Source organism: Agrobacterium sp. GD03872 (assembly GCF_029840625.1).
Taxonomy (GTDB): Bacteria; Pseudomonadota; Alphaproteobacteria; order Rhizobiales; family Rhizobiaceae; genus Agrobacterium; species Agrobacterium fabrum_A.
The window spans coordinates 98,741-113,678 of record NZ_JAOCCY010000008.1; the positions used below are offsets into that span (position 1 = coordinate 98,741).

The window sequence follows — 14,938 nt, forward strand, 5'->3', positions numbered from 1 at the left end:
GGGGCTAGCTCTCCGAAATCCGGCAAGGTTGCCCCCTCATCCGACCCTTCGGGCCACCTTCTCCCCGGCGGGGAGAAGAAACCCGGCCGCCTACGTTCGTCCAAGCCGTCCCCCTAAAAAACGCCAGTCTTGCCAAATCGAAGCCGCCCGGCCATGTTCGGCGGGCGCGGCAGCGTGAGCGCCGTCGCCTTTATGGGAGTGCGATCTGTCATGAATGAAGTCTCCAAGCCGATGTCCAATCTCGCCGCCATTGATGCCGCCCATCACCTTCACCCCTTTTCCGATATGGGCAAGCTCAACGCCGCCGGCACCCGCATCATCGAACGGGCGGAAGGGGTGTTCATCTATGACAGCACCGGCAGGAAATACCTCGACGCCTTTGCCGGTCTCTGGTGCGTGAATATCGGTTACGGACGCCGCGAGATCGCCGATGTCGTGCAGCACCAGATGAACGAGCTGCCCTATTACAATGCGTTTTTCGGCACCACCACGCCGCCCGCCACACTTCTGGCGCAGAAGATCGCCTCGCGCGCCGGGCCGAAGATGAACCATGTGTTCTTTACCAATTCCGGTTCGGAAGCGACCGATACCTGGTTCCGCATGGCGCGGGTCTACTGGAAGGCGCTCGGCCATCCCACGAAGACCAGGGTGATCGCACGGCGCAACGGCTATCACGGCTCGACGGTAGCCGGCGCCTCGCTCGGCGGCATGAAATGGATGCACGAGCAGGGCAACCTGCCGATCGAAGGCGTCTCTCATATCGGCCAGCCCTACTGGTATGCCGAGGGCGGCGATCTTTCGCCTGCCGAGTTCGGCCTGAAGGTTGCCCGCGAACTGGATGCGAAGATCGATGAACTCGGCGAGGAAAATGTCGCTGCCTTCGTCGCCGAACCCATTCAGGGGGCAGGCGGCGTCATCGTGCCGCCGGAAACCTACTGGCCGGAAATCGCCCGTATCTGCAAGGCGCGCAATATCCTGCTCGTATCGGATGAGGTGATCTGCGGTTTCGGCCGTCTCGGCTCCTGGTTCGGTTATCAGCATTTCGGCGTGGAGCCGGACCTCGCCCCCGTCGCCAAGGGCCTGTCATCAGGCTATCTGCCGATTGGCGGCGTCATCGTCTCCGACCGCGTGGCGGAGGTGATGTTGTCCGAAGTCGGTGATTTCAACCATGGTTTCACCTATTCCGGCCACCCCGTCTGCGCCGCCGCCGCCCTGGAAAACCTCCGCATCATCGAGGAGGAGGGGCTGGTGGAGCGGGTGCGCGACGATATCGGCCCTTATTTTTCCGAGGGCTGGAAAAGCCTGACGGATCACGAACTGGTCGGCGAGGCGGTGAATGTCGGCCTGATGGGCGGCCTGCAGATAACGGCCGACAAGGCGACACGCAAACGTTTTGCGAAGCCCGACGATATTGGAACCGCCGTACGCAACCATTGCCTGGCAAACGGTCTTGTGATGCGCGCCACCGGCGACCGCATGCTGGCCTCACCGGCGCTGACGATCAGCCGCTCGGAAGTGGATGAGATCATAGAGACGCTGCGCAAGGGGCTCGACCATCTGCGCGATACGCCAGAGCTTTTCCAGGAAAAGTGAACCCCGGTTTTCGTCCGGAAATGCGACAAAAGGCTCCAAGGGAGGAATGAAATGGCAGGACAGGAACATCATTACGCCGTTGAGGTGAAGTGGACGGGCAATCGCGGCAAGGGGACTTCCGGCTATCGCGATTATGAACGCGACTACACGATTTCCACGGCGGGAAAAGCCGATATTGCCGGCTCCTCCGACCCCGCCTTCCGTGGCGATCCCTCCCGCTGGAACCCCGAGGATCTGCTGGTCGCTTCCCTCTCTGCCTGCCACAAGCTGTGGTATCTGCATTTCTGCTCGGTCAACGGCATCATCGTCGAAGACTATGTCGACAATGCCGAAGGTACGCTTGTCATGGAAAAGGATGGCGCGGGGCAATTCAGCGAAGTGGTGCTGAAACCGGTCATCACCATTTCGAAGGGCGATCCGGCCAGAGCGGATGAGCTCCACCATGACGCGCACGAGAAATGCTTCATCGCACGCTCGGTGAATTTTCCGATCCGCGTGGAGGGGACGGTGAAGGTGGTTTGAGGTGTAGCCAGCCTCTCCTCGCGAGTTGCGGTCTACCTCATACTCGACGTGGATGACGGCTTCCGTCTACCTTCAGCCTCCAGAGCATTTCCAGTAAAAGCGGAATCGCTTTTTGCGTCTGGACAATGCGTCAAAACAAAAAGTTAGAGCATTTGCCGTGAACCCTTGTTCACGGGAAATGCTCTAGGCTTCATCCGTGCTCCAACTATCGCGGATTTCATCGAGATTACCTTCCCAGCCGGTGCCCCGCAGTTCCTCAAGTGCACGTCTCTGCCGGTGTATCCGGATAAATTCTCTCAAGGCCTCTTCAACCGCCGCTTCAGGGCTGGAAAGACCGGTAATTTCCATGACCTCTGCAATCAGCCCGTCATCAAGGTCGATAGTCACACGCATTTCGACGCCTCAAGGTGTATGAGCCAACATCAGCACCTTGAGGGCGAAGATGCGCGATCTTACTGGAACGCCGTCTCGTAAAAGCTTCGAAGCTTGCGCGAGTGCAGCGTCTCCGTCGGCATGGCGGCGAGCTTCTGCACGGCGCGGATGCCGATCTGCAGATGCTGGGCGACCTGGGTGCGGTAGAACTCCGTCGCCATGCCCGGCAGCTTCAATTCGCCATGCAGCGGCTTGTCGGAAACGCAGAGCAGGGTGCCGTAGGGCACGCGGAAGCGGAAGCCGTTGGCGGCGATGGTCGCCGATTCCATGTCGAGCGCGATGGCGCGCGATTGCGACAGGCGCTTGACGGGGCCGGCCTGATCGCGAAGCTCCCAGTTGCGGTTGTCGATGGTGGCGACGGTGCCGGTGCGCATGATGCGCTTCAACTCGAAACCCTCGTAACCGGTGACTTCCGCGACCGCGCCTTCCAGCGCCAGCTGCACTTCGGCAAGCGCCGGGATCGGCACCCATACCGGCAGGTCATCGTCGAGAACGTGGTCCTCACGCACATAGGCATGCGCCAGAACATAGTCGCCCAGCCGCTGGCTGTTGCGCAGGCCAGCGCAATGGCCGACCATCAGCCAGGCATGCGGGCGCAGCACGGCGATATGGTCGGTGATCGTCTTGGCGTTAGACGGGCCGACGCCGATATTGACCAACGTGATGCCGGCATGACCCTTTTTCTTCAGGTGATAGGCGGGCATCTGCGGCAGGCGCGCGAGCACGGCATCCGTTTCCGGCTTGTCGGAGCCGGCCGGGGTGACGATATTGCCCGGTTCCACGAAGGCCGTGTAACCCTCACCGCCATTCTTCATCATCTGTCGCGCCCAGGCGGCGAATTCGTCGATATAGAACTGGTAGTTGGTGAACAGCACGAAGTTCTGGAAATGGTTTGCGCTGGTTGCCGTATAGTGGCTGAGGCGGGCCAGCGAATAATCGATGCGCTGCGCGGTAAAGGGGGCGAGCGGCGCGGGTTCGCCCGGCACCTGGTCATATTCGCCATTGGCGATAAGATCGTCGGTATTGTTGAGGTCGGGCGTATCGAAGAGATCGCGTAGCGGCACATCGGAGAGCGACGAAGCGGCCGCCGCTTCGACATAAGCGCCTTCGCCGAAAGCGAAATGCAGCGGAATGGGCGTGGCCGATTCCGACACCGTGACGGGTACCCCGTGGTTCTTCATCAGAAGCCCCAGCTGTTCCTTGAGGTAATGGCGGAACAGTTCCGGCCGGGTGATCGTCGTCGTATAGACGCCGGGCGCCGTGACATGGCCATAGGAAAGGCGGGAATCGACATGGCCGAAAGTGGCTGTTTCCAGGCTCACCTGCGGGTAGCAGGCGCGGTAGCGGCCGGCGATCGGCGCGCCCTTGGCAAGCTCGGTGAAGGAATTGATCAGGAACGCCGTATTGCGTTCGTAAAGCGCGGTCAAAGCCTCGACGGCTTCTTTCGGGTCCGTGAATGTCTGCGGCGCGAAAGGCTCGGGGCTGATGAAGGTGAGGGGCGGAATCGTTCGTTTTGCTATTGTCATGGCCCATTATAAGAGGCCAATTTCGACAGGCAAGCGACAGAAATACGAAGAAACTGAAAAGAAACGGGAAAAGCGGCTGAAGGGGAATGGCGGCGGTGGAAATATCAGCCGAGCGCGCCGCGCTGCAGGCTCATCAGCAGCACGAAACCGGCGCCTTTCGAGGCGGGGCGGGGATCGGCCTTGTAGACTGCAAGTCCCGCCACCGGGCCGAGAAAGATCGAGGCCATCAGCACCAGCCGCAGGGCGGAAAACAGGCCGTTGGAAAAGCTTGTCGTCATCATCAGGTCCTCAAAGTACGACGGGGCAATTGGCGGCGGGCGCCGGGCTGTGCTGGCAGGCGATGGCCGCGCCGGCATTCACCCGCTGGAAACTGCGGTTGGGATTGACGACGAGCGAAGCGAAGGACATGGCGAAGATCGCCATGAGAAACGCGAAGATTGCCAGTCGGCTGATCAGCTTTGCCATGTCCATTCCCCTTTATTGGAGTTGATGGACAGAGTTTTGCCATAGTCGGACTGAACGGACCCTGAGACCCCGGTTCATATGGTGTTCAGGGATGTTAACGGGTGGTGACACGGCAAATCGATGCGGCAATGGCGCGGGGCAATCCGCCAACGCCACGCCTTTTCAGGCCGGGGAGACCGTCATACGTGCGGCAAGATCGGCCACGAGGGTCTCGAATGCCTGAGGCATGGTCACATCGACGACCGGCACGTGATGTTCCTGCGCCGATGCCAGCATTTCGGTATTTTCCCGCAGCGAACGCTCGATGAAGGCGTCGATGATCTGCCGCTGGCTGGCGGTTGCATCTTGATATCGGGCGTGGGAGCGCATCCGCGCAAGAAGAAAGTCATTGCCGGCATGAAGGAAGAAGCCGGCGACCGTGCCGCCAAGCAGGGACGACATGAATTCCGGGCGCAGGGCCGCACCCTCGAAGATTGCGGTGGTGCCGGTATCGGAGCTGCGGTCGATCATCGGGCGGATCATCGGCCAGATGTTGTGGTGATGCACCTTGAGAAACCAGTGGATCGTTTCTGCCGACAGCCGTGTATAATATTCCTCTACCGCTGCCGGAATGCCCGGCCATGGCCTGCCCGGATGGCGGGCGAGACTGTCGGTCGATATCGCCTCGCAGCGCAGCCTTTCGCTCAGCAGGCCGGCAAGGGTGCTTTTGCCGACATGCGAGGTGCCCGCAATCAGGATTGTCGAAAGGGTGGGGCGCATGCGTCGCTCTCGTTGGTGTTGGGCGCAACGATACATCAACGGATATATGGCTTCCATGCGGCGTGCGTCCGCAGTCTCGGGCGAAATCCTTGGGCGCGCCGTCAGGCGCGGCACCGCAGGCGGGAGGACGGCAGCCCACCCGCCGCCTTGTCGATTACAGACGCGTCCAGGTCTGCGACTTGCACAGAACCTTCAGCACGCAGCCCTTCATGCTCAGCGAATTGCCGGAAACGGTGCCGGAGCCGCTATAGGTCTTGTCATTGGCGGGATCGGTGATTTCGCCGGAATAGCTGTTTCCCTTGCCGGAAAGCTTGCCGATCTGTTTTCCGGCATGTTTGCCGGTCTTCAGCGTCACGCAGAAGGCGCCGCCGCAGGGGCCGATCACGGCGGTTTCGCCGCTGGCGGTCTTCCAGTTGCCCTCGATAGCCTCGGCGGCAAAGGCAAGGTTGCCGCTCAGCACGAGGGCGGCGGCAATCGTCATCATACGCTTCATAAAATTCCTCCCGAAATTCGCGCCGGCGTTCCGGAGCCCGACTGGCCCGAAGACGCGATGCGCAGATCAAACCCTTTTGGCGTGCCAATGCGCCATCTCTGGCCCAAAGCCGCCCTGCGGCGCAACGATTGCTCCTTGCACCGCCCTATCCTGCGCCCGTTTCATCCTCATGACGGGCAGGGCGGATAGTATTTTACGTTAACGTAAAAGGAAACAGAAATTTGCGGTCCTGGAGTAGGCATTTGCAGCAGCGGGAGGAGCGAAAGAGGGGAAAATCGAAAATCGCTGTTTTGATCGTGGTGAAGGAAGGGTTTAAATCCAATTCTGAAGTTTTCGTAAAATTCGCCGCAAAGTCCTTAATTTCCGCGGTCCGTGATATTTAACAAAAACCCAATTTTACCAATCGTTTGCAGTTTGTTTGCGGCGCATTAATCATGCCTTTTAAGCGAGCGTTGAAAGCCCGGTGGCATAGTGAAGTCATCAAAAGCGCAGGGCAAACCTGCCGGACGAAAGGACAGAAAAGCCGCAGAAGACGGCGGGTCCCGACGGTAGCCTCGGCAAGAAGGCGAATGATGAAACAGGCAGAAGGACAGGGATAAAAACGATGGCACGCTTTGACATCAGCGATATCGAAATGGCTGCCGGTGGCGAAACCCGCGCCGACACTCTTTGCAATCTCGGCCTGGTCTATGCGACCGGCCGGGGCTGCAAGGTGGACCTGATCGCAGCGCATAAATGGCTCAACATCGCCGCGATCCGCGGATCGGAAAGAGCTGCTTCCCTGCGCGCCGATCTCGCCCGCAACATGACGAAATCGGAACTCGCCGAAGCGCTGCGCGCCGCCCGCGACTGGATGACGATGCACTGATTGACCCAAGCCTTTATTGAGATTTCCGGTCCGGTTCCCTCCAGTCCCGACGGCCGGCGCAAAGGAAAGTAAACCCGAAGGGGAACGCGGCGAGGGCTTTGAAAAGGGCTTTTGCGCTGACACATCAAACCGCGACCGGCAGGAACAAGGCCGGCGCGGTTTTCTTATGTCCGGCGATGTCTCTTCGCCGGAAAACGATTCGCGGGCAGGGGCTTGCGGGTGGATGTTGAATCGATGCGTGCAATGCGCGGTATCGGATCATATGCCGATCCGCCCGACACCCTCATCCCTGTGCTTGTCACAGGGATCCGGCCAGCCCAAGTCCTTGGGCTGAGAAGAGTCCTCTCGCCGCGCAGACGCGCGTCGGCTAGATTCCTGTGACAAGCACAGGAATGAGGAGACGTAGGAGCTTACCCGATCGCCTTGATGACCTTCGGCAGCGCCTGCTCGAAAAGATCGAGCTTGTCACCCGGCCCGACGCTCACTCGGATGCAGCGGTTGAGCGGCGCGACACCCGGCATGCGAATGAACACGCCGTGATCCATCAGCCCATCGACGATGGCGCGGGCGTAAGCGCCGTCGCGGTGGCAATCGATGGTGACGAAATTGGTGGCGGAGGGGAGCGGCGAAAGGCCGTTATCCCGGGCTATCGTGGAAATGCGTTCACGGGCGGCGGAAATCTTGCCAACGACCTCATGCAGATAGGCCTGATCCTTCAGCGCCGCCAGAGCGCCGGCGACCGAAATGCGCGCCATGCCGAAATGGTTGCGGATCTTGTCGAAGGCTTCGACATTGCCGAGCGTGCCGATGGCGTAACCCACGCGCGCGCCGGCCAGCCCATAGGCTTTCGAGAAGGTGCGCATGCGCAGGATGTTCGGCTGGCCGATCAGCGCTTCGATGGCCGGCACGGCGCTGGCGGGCGCGGTCTCGCAATAGGCCTCATCCAGGATGAGCAGGCAGGTTTCCGGCAATGCGCGGGCAAAGGCAACCACCTCGCCTGCTTCCCACCAGCTTCCCATCGGATTGTCAGGATTGGCGAAATAGACGAGCGGCGCATTTTCCCGAATAACGAGATCGAGCAGCCCGTCGAGATTCTCATGATCGTCGACATAGGGCGTGGTGACGAGTCTGCCGCCAAAACCGTTCACATGATAGTTGAAGGTGGGATAGCCGCCAAAAGAGGTAACGACAGGCGTGCCCGGTTCGACGATCAGCCGGGCGATCTCGCCCAGCAATCCGTCCACGCCGCCGCCAATGGCAATATTGCCGCGCGCAACGCCGTGGTGGATGGCAAGCACTTCCTTCAGTTCGAAATTTTCCGGATCGCTATACATCCAGGTGTCCGCCGCCGCATCGCGCATGGCCAGCAGCACGGAAGGGGCGGGGCCAAAGCCGCTTTCGTTGGCGCCGATTCGCGCCTCCACCTTCAGGCCGCGATTCCGCTCGATGGCCTCGGGGCCGACAAAGGGAACGGTGGAAGGAAGCGAGGCGGCAAGCGGTGTGAGACGTGAAAAAGCGGACATTGGCTGAGAGTTCCGGTACCTGTGTTTAAAACCCGGCTCACAATAGGTGCAAAAAAACCGGACGCAAGGCGCGGCCGGTTGCCGCATGACTGTTTTGGAACAGAATCTTGCGTGTCGGCGACGGGCCGAAAAAACCAGCCGCCTATCGTAGCGCCGTCAGGCGCTTGTCTCGAAGCTCAGACGCCGCACATGGTGCAGGAATTCCGCATCGATGAGCATGTTGAAGCCGATCGTGACCTTTTCCTCCTCGCGGCGGATCAGCGTGCAGCCGATCTCATCGCGGATACCGAGAATCTCCAGATAGAAATTGGCCGGCATTTCCAGGTGCGGGCTGACTTCGATCTCCGCGCCGTAGAGGGAGATGGTGCGCACCAGGCAGCGCATGGTGTCCTTGGCGCTGAGATGATGCCCGATGAAGGTGATCTTGCCGGGCCGGTCGATCTGAAATTTCTCGTACATCTCGTCCTGCGGGACGTTCTGACTGATATCCATATGCAAAGCCATGACAACCTCCCGGATTGCCTCTTTTCGTGCCGATTTTAACGCGGTTTCCTTGCCAGCACATGAAGGAAATCCGCGCAATTGTCTCCAGTCTGTGTCGATCTCGACCAGTCTTCCTTACGGAAGCCGATGTTTCCGCTGTGGAAATGCGCTCGGTCCCATCAGGTTGCAGCCTCTGCTGATAATGCCTCATGCTTGCACAGGGCTGGTGTTGACTGAGGCCGTACTTGGCGTTACGCCTGATCCGGCAATATGGCTTCGCGAGGGTCGGCAGGATCGGCCGCTTCGTGATTCTTCTGGGAGTGGACTGTGACGGGAAGGCTGGTAATCGTCGGGGCGGGGCAGGCCGCTTTCGCGCTGGCGTCGAAGCTTCGGGCGCTGAAGGACGAGCGTCCCATCACCATCGTCGGTTCCGAGGACGCCCATCCCTATCAGCGGCCGCCGCTTTCCAAAAAATACCTTCTCGGCGAGATGAGTTTCGACCGGCTGATGTTCCGGCCGGAGGAATGGTACGCCGAGAACAATGTCGATATCCGGCTTTCCACCTGGGTAGAGGACATCGACCGCGCCGCCAGAACCGTACGCATGCAGGACGGCGGCACGCTTTCCTACGACAGGCTGGTGCTCGCAACCGGCGCCGCCCCCCGCCTTTTGCCCGCCAGTATCGGCGGCGATCTGGAAGGGGTGCTGACCGTTCGCGACAAGCGCGATGCCGACCGGCTGATGGAGGAGATGAAACCCGGCCGCAGGCTGCTGGTCATCGGCGGCGGTTACATCGGCCTTGAAGCAGCCGCTGTTGCCCGCAAGCTCGGCCTCGAAGTGACCATCATCGAAATGGCCGACCGCATTCTGCAGCGCGTCGCGGCGAAGGAAACCGCGGATATCATGCGCGGTATCCATCAGGCCTATGGCGTCTCCATCCGCGAAAAGACCGGCCTTGTGCGCCTTGTCGGCATGGACGGCCGGGTGACCGCCGCCGAACTGTCCGACGGTTCGACGCTGGATGTGGATTTTGTCATCGTCGGCATCGGTGTGACGCCGAATGACCGTCTTGCCCGCGAATCGGGCCTCGATGTCGGCAACGGCATCGTGGTTGACGACCATACCCGCACCTCCGACAGCGCCATTCATGCGGTGGGCGATTGTGCGCTGTTGCCGTGGCGCGGCCAGCACGTGCGCCTCGAATCGGTACAGAATGCTGTCGATCAGGCCGAGGCGGCCGCTGCCGTGCTCACCGGCGCAGAAACCGCCTATGATCCGAAACCATGGTTCTGGTCGGATCAATATGACGCCAAGCTGCAGATCGCCGGCTTCAATCTCGGTTACGACGAAACGCTGCTGCGCCCCGGCGCGCGCGAGGGCAGCTGGTCCGTCTGGTATTTCCGCGAGGGGCGTTTCGTGGCCGTTGATGCCGTCAACGACGCCAAGGCCTATGTTGCGGGCAAGAAACTGCTCGATACCGGCGCGGAGCCGGATCGCGCCATCCTGGCGGACCCGTCCGCCGATCTGAAATTGCTGCTTTCCTGAGGATATCATGCCCGCTCCCGAAAACCGTTTCAAAACCGCCATCCACGCCGGCAGGCCGCAGATCGGCCTCTGGCTCGATATGGGGGAGGCCATCACGGCGGAAATCGCCGGCACGGCGGGGTTTGACTGGCTGGTGATCGATGGCGAGCATGGGCCGAACGATCTGCGCAGCATCATCGACCAGCTGCGCGCGCTTGCCACATCGTCTGCGGAGCCCGTGGTGCGCGTGCCGGTGGGCGAAAGCTGGATGATCAAGCAGCTTCTGGATGCGGGTGCGCGCACGCTTCTGGTGCCGATGGTCGATTCGGCCGCCCAGGCCAGGGATCTGGTCAGCGCCATGCATTATCCGCCGCGCGGCATTCGCGGCATGGGTGCTGCCGTTACCCGCGCTTCCGCCTTCAATACGATAACCGACTATGCCGACAGCGCCTCCGATAGCGTCTGTCTGCTGGTGCAGGCCGAAACGCGGGCGGCGATCAACGATCTCGACAATATTCTTGCGGTGGAAGGCGTGGACGGCGTCTTCATCGGCCCGGCGGATCTGGCCGCCGATATGGGGCATCTCGGCAGGATCGATGAGCCGGAGGTTCAGGCGGTGATCGAGGCGGCCATCGTCAAGATCGTCGCGGCGGGCAAGGCCGCCGGCATTCTGACCTTCAATGAAACCTATAATCGCCGTTATCTCGAACTCGGCGCGTCCTTCGTGGCCGTCGGCGCCGATGTCACGGAATTTGCCAGCACTTTGCGCGCGCTGTCCGCCCGTTATAAGGGCGGCGCGGCGCCTGCGCCATCGCGGTCGGGATATTGATTCAGTCGTCGTTGCTGGCGTTCAGCTTTTCCGGCGGAATGCCTTCTTCGCCGGAGGCGAGATAACCGGTGTTGATAAGGGCGGCGCGAATGATGCGCTGGATGGCCTCATCCCTGTCTATGCCGTGATCCCTCGCAAAATCCGACAAGGCCGTTTCAAGATCGTCGCTGAACCGCATATCCGCCCCCAATTCATTGCGCATTAAACCAGCAGGGAAAGGCAAGGCGGGAATGACCCAGCCCTGCCTGCATTCAATTTATACGGCGATCAGCGCCAGCGATACAGGCTGCTGTTCGACGAGCTCTGCTGCGTGCTTGTGCCCACCGCATAACCGATCGCAAAACCGAGTGCGCCGACGATCGTCAGCAGCGAGGTTGCCGTGCCCGGGTTTTCCTTGACGGCTTCAACCACGTTCTGACCCTGGGCGCGGACATTATGCGCGGCCTTGCGGACCCGTCCGCGCGCCTCGTCCAGAAACTCCGATGCGTCCTCGCTCACCCCTTCCGCGCGGGCGGAAACGGATTTGGAGAGGGACGCGATTTGCGAGCGCAGCTCGGCAATCTGGTTTTCGATCGTGTCTTCGACAACATTCAGTTTGGTCTGAGCCATTAGAACACCTCTTTTGTTACCCAAGACAGAACGCCCTGTCGCTCAGGAAGTTCCCGAAAGCCCCACAAAGTTTCGCGGCGCGATGCTCAACCAACAGCTTTTTGTGCTTCTCGGCGAAAAAGCCTTGCATTCATTTTTTTTACGCAATAATCAGGCCGCACCGGAGAGGTGGCCGAGTGGTCGAAGGCGCTCCCCTGCTAAGGGAGTATACGTCAAAAGCGTATCGTGGGTTCGAATCCCATCCTCTCCGCCACTTTGGAACCCCTCTGGGCACGCCAGCCACCGCCGATTGCCGCACTTGGCCAGCAATAAGCGTCCTTAGCAGCTCCGTCTTCGATCCCATGATGCGAATTGCGTCGTCGGCGACCTCGACACGCTGCGCCAGTGAGCGCAGATGATCCCGCCGATAGCCGCCCTCGCTGCCCCGGATGCGTTCGCGTGCGCGACGCGCAAATCCCCGGATCATGGTCGGGGTGATGGCGCTGTGGCCGGGGCTGTCGAGCAAGGCTTGCGCCCGGTCGGCGTCGGCCCTGGCCTGATCGCGGATGACCTTGAGGCCGGCGATGCGTTCCTTGAGCGCCGGGTCGTCAAGATCGGCGACGCCCGCCTCGATGGCGTCGTAGAGGCGCTTGAGGCGCAATTCCGATTCGGTCGCGCGCCGCTCCAGTTCGGCGATGTGGTGCCGGCGACGCTCGGCCTGATCGTCGCGACGGCCGAGCACGGTGCCAAGCAAGTCCTCCAGCCGGTCGGCATCGAGCAAGCGTTCCTCGATATGCCCGACCACCATTCGGTCGAGCTTATCCATCGGGATCGCGCGGCCCTTGCAGCCGGTTTCGCCCTGACGCGCCTTGATCGAGCACGCATAGTAGCGATAGCGGCCACCCTTGCCGGTGCGAATGGTCATCGCGCCTCCGCAATTGCCGCAATAGCAGATGCCGGTTAGCAGCGTCGGCCCGATCACGACGCGCGCGGGCAACTCGGTCTTGGGATTACGGGCCTGCAAAAGCTTCTGCACCGCGTCGAACGTCTCCCGCTCGATAAGCGCCGGCACCTGAACGGTGATAACCTCGTCTTCGGGCTTCACCTCTCCCTTGTTGGAACGGCGATTGAACCGATGCTCGCCGATATAGGTGCGCCGGGTCAGGATGCGGTGAACCTGACCGATGCCCCAGCGCCCGCCGTCGCGCGTGAAGATGCCCTTGCCATTGAGATATTTGACGATGGCCTTCACGCCCATCTGGCCGGATGAACCTTCACCCTCCAGCGCAAGGCGATAGATGAGCCGGATCGTCTCGGCGTGCAGCGGGTCGATTTCCAGCTTCTTCTTGACCTTCGCGCCGCGCTGCTCGGCCGCGACGACGCGGTAGCCGATGGGCGGCAGCGAGCCGTTCCAGAAGCCTTGCCGGGCGTTCTCCTTCAAGGCGCGCAGGACGTGCTTGGCGTTCTCCTTGGACTGGTATTCGTCGAATAGCGACATGATCCGCCGCATCATGTCGTGGATCGGATCATCGCCAAGCTCCTGCGTGATCGAAACCAGCTTCACGCCGTTCTTCGCCAGCTTGCGGTAATAGAACTCCATTTCAAATTCGTCGCGGAAGAAGCGTGAGAAGCTGTGAACCACGACGACATCGAACGATGCCGGCTTGGCGGTGGCAGCCTCTATCATCCGCTGGAACTCCGGGCGGCGGTCGTTGGTCGCGCTGTTGCCCGGCTCCACGAATGTTTCGACAAGCTGATAGCCGCGCGCCTCGCAATAGGCTTCGCCCTGGCGCTTCTGGTCGGGGATCGACACGTCATGCTCGGCCTGCCGAGTGGTGGAGACGCGCAGATAGAGGGCGGCGCGCAGCGTGACGTTGGGATTGTGGACGGTGGGACTATGGACGTTCATTGCCGGCCTCCTGCCGCCTTGCGCGGCCCTGCGCGCTCGGTCAGCGGCAAGTCTAGTTCTACTCGGTCGTGGATGACCCTGGGCGTGAGCTTGCGGCCTTCGCCCTTCTCCATGCGGACAAGGCCGTAACTGGCCATCCGTTTCAGAGTGCGGGACAGGTTGGACTTGGCCCGGCCGGTGATCTCGGCCAGTTCCTCCAGCGAACCCGGCGCTTGCTGGTCGATGACGCGCAGCAATTCGCGATTGCCCGCCGACAGCACCTTGGCGAAGGATTCCATGGATGTGAACCACACCTTTGGATCGTCGGCCGCCGGCTTTTCCTCACCGCGCGCAATCCGCATGGTGCGGGCCTTCATTTCTTCGTAGCCGGCAATCCCGACTTTCAATGTGGTCATGTTACGCCTCGCTCCTTCAACACCGCGTCCACCGCCTGCCAGAAGTCGGCCAGCAGCGTGGCCGCATCCTCGTAGGCGTAGGGCTTCACGGTCTGGAGGCGGTGCCGATGGTCCATCGGCTCGCCGCGCCTGCCTCGGCCGACTGGATGGGCGTTGTCGAAGCCGACCAACCGTTCGCCCGAAGGCCCGTGAAGCGTGAGCGAGTAATCGAGGCCGTGCGGCTTCTCCGGCGATGCCGGAACGCGGGTGACGATGAACTTCACCCAATGGCCGCCCTCGGGATCGACAACGAGCACCTGGCCGTCGAGGTCCAGAAGCGTGTCGAGGTTCGGATCACGATCCTCGCTCATGGCTTTTTGTTATCAGATGAGGATAACTTTGTCAATCCTGCCAGGGGTGGAAGTGGGCCGAACATCTCGTCGAACACATCGGCAAACCATCGCTCGAACACCTGAATCTCTGCCTCGGTGATCGGCACTTTCTCCGGCCAGTCGTCGATGACGGGCAGCTTCTCCACGTCGAAGGCATCGGGCGGGCTTCCGCGCGGCGGGCTGATGCGCGGCGCGGGATCGTCGTCATAGTCGTAAAGGTCATCGGGAAGCGTCTGCGGAGCCGGCTGTCGTGGGCGGCCCCTTTGGGTATGGCGGCGTCTCGCGCACATGGAATCCTCCGTGGTTCGTTGCTGGATTCCGGGTGGCTGGAAGCCCCGGAATTAGGCGAAGCATGGAGGGGGATCGGCGGCCTGTAGCGTGCCGCATTTGCGCTCACGCGCTGGCGGCACCCCTGCTGTCGGGTGCCGCCAACTAGGTTAGCTGGCCGCGCGGCGCGCCTTCTGAAACTCTCGATCCGTGGCGAGGAAGCGTTCCAGCATCGGCACAATTAGCTTTTCCGGCTCTATCGGCGGCTGTCCTGCCCCTGCCAACAAGCGTCCATAAAGTTGCAAATCTCGAAAGAGTGTCGCGGGCAATTCGCGTGACACCTTAACGGGCTTGTCGTCGGGCAACGTGCCGAGTTTCAGCTTGCTCATGG

The 14,938-nt window shown here is 61.2% G+C and carries 20 protein-coding genes, 1 tRNA gene and 1 pseudogene; 7 read left to right on the top strand and 15 right to left on the bottom strand.

Features of this window, described 5'->3' with window-relative positions; all coding sequences use genetic code 11:
* The first annotated feature begins 210 nt into the window (after positions 1-210).
* Positions 211-1,593: an aspartate aminotransferase family protein gene (locus N5D22_RS18040; protein WP_279658077.1), complete on the top strand. Its 1,383-nt coding sequence runs from the start codon at positions 211-213 to the stop codon at positions 1,591-1,593.
* A gap of 51 nt (positions 1,594-1,644) precedes the next feature.
* Positions 1,645-2,115: an OsmC family protein gene (locus tag N5D22_RS18045; RefSeq protein WP_279658076.1), complete on the top strand. Its 471-nt coding sequence runs from the start codon at positions 1,645-1,647 to the stop codon at positions 2,113-2,115.
* Between the two features lie 183 nt (positions 2,116-2,298).
* On the opposite strand, the gene N5D22_RS18050 is transcribed toward N5D22_RS18045, so the two are convergent.
* From N5D22_RS18050 to N5D22_RS18075, 6 genes are all read right to left on the bottom strand, one after another.
* Positions 2,299-2,508 carry a type II toxin-antitoxin system VapB family antitoxin gene (locus tag N5D22_RS18050; protein ID WP_279658075.1) on the bottom strand — a complete coding sequence of 70 codons (210 nt, stop codon included), beginning with the start codon at positions 2,506-2,508 and terminating at the stop codon, positions 2,299-2,301.
* A gap of 59 nt (positions 2,509-2,567) precedes the next feature.
* Positions 2,568-4,073, bottom strand: coding sequence for an AMP nucleosidase (gene amn / locus N5D22_RS18055; RefSeq protein WP_279658074.1), 1,506 nt, complete (start codon positions 4,071-4,073; stop codon positions 2,568-2,570).
* 104 nt (positions 4,074-4,177) lie between these two features.
* The gene (locus tag N5D22_RS18060; RefSeq protein ID WP_162180287.1) at positions 4,178-4,354 is read right to left on the bottom strand and encodes a hypothetical protein; all 177 of its coding nucleotides are present in this window, start codon (positions 4,352-4,354) and stop codon (positions 4,178-4,180) included.
* 7 nt (positions 4,355-4,361) lie between these two features.
* On the bottom strand, positions 4,362-4,544 hold the full coding sequence (locus N5D22_RS18065) for a hypothetical protein (protein ID WP_035218142.1): 183 nt from the start codon (positions 4,542-4,544) through the stop codon (positions 4,362-4,364).
* Between the two features lie 156 nt (positions 4,545-4,700).
* Complete coding sequence (locus tag N5D22_RS18070) at positions 4,701-5,297, bottom strand: hypothetical protein (protein ID WP_279658073.1); 597 nt, start codon at positions 5,295-5,297, stop codon at positions 4,701-4,703.
* Positions 5,298-5,451: 154 nt separating this feature from the next.
* On the bottom strand, positions 5,452-5,790 hold the full coding sequence (locus N5D22_RS18075; protein ID WP_279658072.1) for a DUF2147 domain-containing protein: 339 nt from the start codon (positions 5,788-5,790) through the stop codon (positions 5,452-5,454).
* 604 nt (positions 5,791-6,394) lie between these two features.
* Here N5D22_RS18075 and N5D22_RS18080 point away from each other — a divergent pair.
* Positions 6,395-6,658: a sel1 repeat family protein gene (locus tag N5D22_RS18080; RefSeq protein ID WP_003509974.1), complete on the top strand. Its 264-nt coding sequence runs from the start codon at positions 6,395-6,397 to the stop codon at positions 6,656-6,658.
* A 410-nt stretch (positions 6,659-7,068) separates the two neighbouring features.
* On the opposite strand, the gene N5D22_RS18085 is transcribed toward N5D22_RS18080, so the two are convergent.
* Both N5D22_RS18085 and N5D22_RS18090 read right to left on the bottom strand, forming a co-directional pair.
* Positions 7,069-8,181 carry a pyridoxal phosphate-dependent aminotransferase gene (locus N5D22_RS18085; RefSeq protein ID WP_279658071.1) on the bottom strand — a complete coding sequence of 371 codons (1,113 nt, stop codon included), beginning with the start codon at positions 8,179-8,181 and terminating at the stop codon, positions 7,069-7,071.
* A 156-nt stretch (positions 8,182-8,337) separates the two neighbouring features.
* Positions 8,338-8,685 (bottom strand): hypothetical protein, encoded by a 348-nt coding sequence (locus N5D22_RS18090; RefSeq protein WP_279658070.1) that lies wholly within the window; start codon positions 8,683-8,685, stop codon positions 8,338-8,340.
* Positions 8,686-8,991: 306 nt separating this feature from the next.
* Between N5D22_RS18090 and N5D22_RS18095 the strand changes: the two genes are divergently transcribed.
* A complete protein-coding gene (locus tag N5D22_RS18095; protein ID WP_279658069.1) occupies positions 8,992-10,209 on the top strand; it encodes an FAD-dependent oxidoreductase in 1,218 nt (405 codons plus the stop codon).
* Positions 10,210-10,216: 7 nt separating this feature from the next.
* Positions 10,217-11,017: an HpcH/HpaI aldolase/citrate lyase family protein gene (locus tag N5D22_RS18100; RefSeq protein ID WP_279658068.1), complete on the top strand. Its 801-nt coding sequence runs from the start codon at positions 10,217-10,219 to the stop codon at positions 11,015-11,017.
* Position 11,018: 1 nt separating this feature from the next.
* Here N5D22_RS18100 and N5D22_RS18105 read toward each other — a convergent pair whose 3' ends face one another.
* Positions 11,019-11,195 (bottom strand): hypothetical protein, encoded by a 177-nt coding sequence (locus N5D22_RS18105; protein WP_162936695.1) that lies wholly within the window; start codon positions 11,193-11,195, stop codon positions 11,019-11,021.
* A gap of 89 nt (positions 11,196-11,284) precedes the next feature.
* The gene (locus N5D22_RS18110; protein WP_269344157.1) at positions 11,285-11,626 is read right to left on the bottom strand and encodes a hypothetical protein; all 342 of its coding nucleotides are present in this window, start codon (positions 11,624-11,626) and stop codon (positions 11,285-11,287) included.
* 162 nt (positions 11,627-11,788) lie between these two features.
* On the opposite strand from N5D22_RS18110, the gene N5D22_RS18115 reads away from it, so the two are divergent.
* Both N5D22_RS18115 and N5D22_RS27160 read left to right on the top strand, forming a co-directional pair.
* Positions 11,789-11,879: transfer RNA gene (locus tag N5D22_RS18115), tRNA-Ser, on the top strand.
* Between the two features lie 141 nt (positions 11,880-12,020).
* Entirely contained in the window at positions 12,021-12,569 is a 549-nt protein-coding gene (locus N5D22_RS27160; RefSeq protein WP_030540348.1) for a hypothetical protein, read from the top strand.
* Here N5D22_RS27160 and N5D22_RS18120 read toward each other — a convergent pair.
* From N5D22_RS18120 to N5D22_RS18140, 5 genes and pseudogenes are all read right to left on the bottom strand, one after another.
* A pseudogene (locus N5D22_RS18120) lies at positions 12,456-13,514 on the bottom strand (recombinase family protein); the annotation flags it as partial. The gene N5D22_RS27160 and the pseudogene N5D22_RS18120 overlap by 114 nt on opposite strands.
* Complete coding sequence (locus tag N5D22_RS18125) at positions 13,511-13,909, bottom strand: winged helix DNA-binding protein (protein ID WP_279658067.1); 399 nt, start codon at positions 13,907-13,909, stop codon at positions 13,511-13,513. The pseudogene N5D22_RS18120 and the gene N5D22_RS18125, both read right to left, overlap by 4 nt.
* A complete protein-coding gene (locus N5D22_RS18130; RefSeq protein WP_279658066.1) occupies positions 13,906-14,259 on the bottom strand; it encodes a DUF6516 family protein in 354 nt (117 codons plus the stop codon). Before N5D22_RS18130 ends, N5D22_RS18125 begins: the two co-directional genes overlap by 4 nt.
* Complete coding sequence (locus N5D22_RS18135) at positions 14,256-14,570, bottom strand: hypothetical protein (RefSeq protein WP_003052367.1); 315 nt, start codon at positions 14,568-14,570, stop codon at positions 14,256-14,258. Before N5D22_RS18135 ends, N5D22_RS18130 begins: the two co-directional genes overlap by 4 nt.
* A 147-nt stretch (positions 14,571-14,717) precedes the next feature.
* A complete protein-coding gene (locus tag N5D22_RS18140) occupies positions 14,718-14,936 on the bottom strand; it encodes a DUF2274 domain-containing protein (protein ID WP_030540344.1) in 219 nt (72 codons plus the stop codon).
* Positions 14,937-14,938: the final 2 nt, after the last annotated feature.

Coding starts and splice junctions, on each gene's coding strand:
- N5D22_RS18040 (WP_279658077.1), top strand. CDS start 211: ATGAATGAAGTCTCCAAGCCGATGTCCAATCTCGCCGCCATTGATGCC.
- N5D22_RS18045 (WP_279658076.1), top strand. CDS start 1,645: ATGGCAGGACAGGAACATCATTACGCCGTTGAGGTGAAGTGGACGGGC.
- N5D22_RS18050 (WP_279658075.1), bottom strand. CDS start 2,508: ATGCGTGTGACTATCGACCTTGATGACGGGCTGATTGCAGAGGTCATG.
- amn (WP_279658074.1), bottom strand. CDS start 4,073: ATGACAATAGCAAAACGAACGATTCCGCCCCTCACCTTCATCAGCCCC.
- N5D22_RS18060 (WP_162180287.1), bottom strand. CDS start 4,354: ATGATGACGACAAGCTTTTCCAACGGCCTGTTTTCCGCCCTGCGGCTG.
- N5D22_RS18065 (WP_035218142.1), bottom strand. CDS start 4,544: ATGGACATGGCAAAGCTGATCAGCCGACTGGCAATCTTCGCGTTTCTC.
- N5D22_RS18070 (WP_279658073.1), bottom strand. CDS start 5,297: ATGCGCCCCACCCTTTCGACAATCCTGATTGCGGGCACCTCGCATGTC.
- N5D22_RS18075 (WP_279658072.1), bottom strand. CDS start 5,790: ATGAAGCGTATGATGACGATTGCCGCCGCCCTCGTGCTGAGCGGCAAC.
- N5D22_RS18080 (WP_003509974.1), top strand. CDS start 6,395: ATGGCACGCTTTGACATCAGCGATATCGAAATGGCTGCCGGTGGCGAA.
- N5D22_RS18085 (WP_279658071.1), bottom strand. CDS start 8,181: ATGTCCGCTTTTTCACGTCTCACACCGCTTGCCGCCTCGCTTCCTTCC.
- N5D22_RS18090 (WP_279658070.1), bottom strand. CDS start 8,685: ATGGCTTTGCATATGGATATCAGTCAGAACGTCCCGCAGGACGAGATG.
- N5D22_RS18100 (WP_279658068.1), top strand. CDS start 10,217: ATGCCCGCTCCCGAAAACCGTTTCAAAACCGCCATCCACGCCGGCAGG.
- N5D22_RS18105 (WP_162936695.1), bottom strand. CDS start 11,195: ATGCGGTTCAGCGACGATCTTGAAACGGCCTTGTCGGATTTTGCGAGG.
- N5D22_RS18110 (WP_269344157.1), bottom strand. CDS start 11,626: ATGGCTCAGACCAAACTGAATGTTGTCGAAGACACGATCGAAAACCAG.
- N5D22_RS27160 (WP_030540348.1), top strand. CDS start 12,021: ATGATCCCGCCGATAGCCGCCCTCGCTGCCCCGGATGCGTTCGCGTGC.
- N5D22_RS18125 (WP_279658067.1), bottom strand. CDS start 13,909: ATGACCACATTGAAAGTCGGGATTGCCGGCTACGAAGAAATGAAGGCC.
- N5D22_RS18130 (WP_279658066.1), bottom strand. CDS start 14,259: ATGAGCGAGGATCGTGATCCGAACCTCGACACGCTTCTGGACCTCGAC.
- N5D22_RS18135 (WP_003052367.1), bottom strand. CDS start 14,570: ATGTGCGCGAGACGCCGCCATACCCAAAGGGGCCGCCCACGACAGCCG.
- N5D22_RS18140 (WP_030540344.1), bottom strand. CDS start 14,936: ATGAGCAAGCTGAAACTCGGCACGTTGCCCGACGACAAGCCCGTTAAG.